Here is a 267-nt window from a genome sequence, read left to right as displayed (position 1 = left end):
ATGATGTATTTTGGATTTAAACTAAAGCGAACTGGATCGCCTTGTCCACTATATGGAATAGGACCAGTGCTTACGAAAGCTTGAAATACATTTGAAGCTACAATAAAAGCAACAATAACCATAGCAGCTAAGTTAAATTTAGTTAATTTTCTAAAGCTTGCGCCTTCCATTTCTTTTTCAAATGAGCCAAATTTTGGAGCAAAAGCAAAAATAACACCAAGCAATAAAACCACAGCCCAAAATACCACTTCAGCCCAAAAATAAGTA

Annotated in this window: 1 pseudogene; it reads right to left on the bottom strand. The window is 34.5% G+C overall.

Annotation, left to right across the window (positions count from 1 at the left end):
• A pseudogene (locus PF021_RS08550) lies at positions 1-267 on the bottom strand (disulfide bond formation protein B); the annotation flags it as partial.

The sequence above is a fragment of the Helicobacter ibis genome, from assembly GCF_027859255.1.
Taxonomy (GTDB): domain Bacteria; phylum Campylobacterota; class Campylobacteria; order Campylobacterales; family Helicobacteraceae; genus Helicobacter_D; species Helicobacter_D ibis.
Note: the sequence above shows the minus strand (reverse complement) of the source record. Positions and strands in the feature narration are given on the sequence as shown.